This is a genomic window from Acinetobacter sp. TWP2-2-3 (assembly GCF_049896445.1).
Taxonomy (GTDB): Bacteria; Pseudomonadota; Gammaproteobacteria; order Pseudomonadales; family Moraxellaceae; genus Acinetobacter.
Map to the genome: position 1 here is coordinate 1 of NZ_JAFCUI010000028.1, position 1,830 is coordinate 1,830.

Annotated in this window: 2 protein-coding genes and 1 pseudogene; 2 read left to right on the forward strand and 1 reads right to left on the reverse strand. The window is 40.1% G+C overall.

The genetic code is table 11. From position 1 onward, the window contains the following. A pseudogene (locus ACP7AK_RS15285) lies at positions 1 to 102 on the forward strand (IS5/IS1182 family transposase); the annotation flags it as partial. Between the two features lie 91 nt (positions 103 to 193). Here the strand turns inward: ACP7AK_RS15285 and ACP7AK_RS15290 are convergent. Continuing rightward, positions 194 to 868, reverse strand: coding sequence for an acetoacetate decarboxylase family protein (locus ACP7AK_RS15290; RefSeq protein ID WP_191112702.1), 675 nt, complete (start codon positions 866 to 868; stop codon positions 194 to 196). A gap of 103 nt (positions 869 to 971) precedes the next feature. Here ACP7AK_RS15290 and ACP7AK_RS15295 point away from each other — a divergent pair, with 103 nt between their 5' ends. Then, positions 972 to 1,544 (forward strand): peptidylprolyl isomerase A, encoded by a 573-nt coding sequence (locus ACP7AK_RS15295; RefSeq protein WP_005108254.1) that lies wholly within the window; start codon positions 972 to 974, stop codon positions 1,542 to 1,544. The last annotated feature ends 286 nt before the right edge of the window (positions 1,545 to 1,830 follow it).

Consider the following 1,830-nt stretch of genomic DNA (forward strand, 5'->3'; position numbering starts at 1 on the left):
TAGCTACTCGATATGACAAGCTCAAAAGAAATTATCAAAGTTCTGTTGCTTTAGCCTGTATATTTTTATGGCTACCTTTATAGGGTTAATTATGAACAGTAAATGTCAACAGACCCTAGTTAAATCCAAGGCATGAATGTAAAAAGGTGTTTCTCATGAAACACCTTTTTTGTAGATAGGTTTTTATCAGTTTTTATACTTTGCTGCTGATCTGCGCTTCAGGAAAGATCAGATTGAATTTGGGGACATAAAAGCTTTGCAGCAATTTGGCTTTGGAAAAATCTGGAAATATATTTTCGGCATCTTGCCATTCTACTTGCGAGAGTTTGGAGAGGTGACCGCGGAACTGTGGACTAAACTGAAAACGCTGCCCTTTCCAGGCTTGCTGGATTTTCAACATAGACGCTGGAATATGATGACTATTAATGTAGAACTGGCGTGCAGATTTAGTTTTCTTCAGCCGAATCGTCATATGCTGGTTTTGATGCTGAATCTGACACAGCACTTCCTGATCCTTTTCCTGCCATTCAAATTGCGCATGTTCTTTGGGAATGCCCCATAAATGCTGACCGTGTACCACAGACTCATAGGTAGACACATAAATTTTAGGAATCGAGCTGAGGCGCCGTTTACTAATTAAAGGATGATCTAGAATCAGTAACTCATCATAAGGGCCAATCGGCGAGGTGTGATAACGCACCAACAAGACTTGGACCATACGACCCAGCGGAGAAGGTGCGATCCGGAATTGTTTTGCTTGCTCGATAAAGCTTGGGGTCAACCAATAATTCAGAATAAAACCCTCACCCTGCAAACGCCAAGGTGGAAACTGGTGGATATTTTGCTCCTGTAATAATGCATGCTTCATTCTTATTCTCTTGTCTTTAGTCGGCAGGTCACTGCATTATGAGTTATAAAAGATTAATATATAGTCATTCACAACCATTACTTCTAAGTAGATGAGTTAATAAATGTTAAAGAAATCATTATGTGTCATCGCACTTGCTGCGGTCAGTCTGCCAAGCTTTGCTGCAAATACGATTATTGAGATGAAGACTTCATCTGGAAATATTGAAATTGAACTCTTCAATGACAAAGCCCCAATCTCGGCAAAGAACTTCGAAAGCTATGTAAAGAGCAACTTCTATAAGGACACGATTTTTCACCGCGTCATTCCAGGCTTTATGGTGCAGGGTGGTGGCTTTGATGTGAACATGCAAGAAAAAGCCAATAATAAAGCACCCATTAAAAATGAATCATCGAATGGTCTGCAAAATAAACGCGGTACTTTAGCCATGGCCCGTACCAATCAGCCGGATTCTGCCCGAGCACAATTCTTTGTAAACCTGGTCGATAATGATTTCCTGGATCGTTCTGCTAGAAATGCCGGCTATGCGGTATTTGGTAAGGTCACTAAAGGCATGGATATCGTCGATCAGATTGCCAAAGTACCGACCCGAAACTATGGAATGCATCAAAATGTGCCGGTGAACCCTGTAAAAATCACCAGTGTGACGATTAAAGCACCAGTCGTAAAAAATTAGGCATAGAATAAAGCAGAAATATTTAATTTATATTTCTGTTTTAAAAATATGTACTTATGTAATGAATTGTATGGAATTGAACCAATTTGGTGCATAAAAATAAAACACTCGTGATTCCTGTGCGTTAAAAGCGCTTGCACGTGTAAGAAATTGCCCTATAATGAGCACATACCGACGAGATAGATGGAAACGAACGAAGCAGAATGGCGGAGTTGTTGAGTTTATCGAAGTCCAGCTTCTGGCACTGACGAGGTGTTAGAAAGATCATTAAGAGATTATGAAGAAC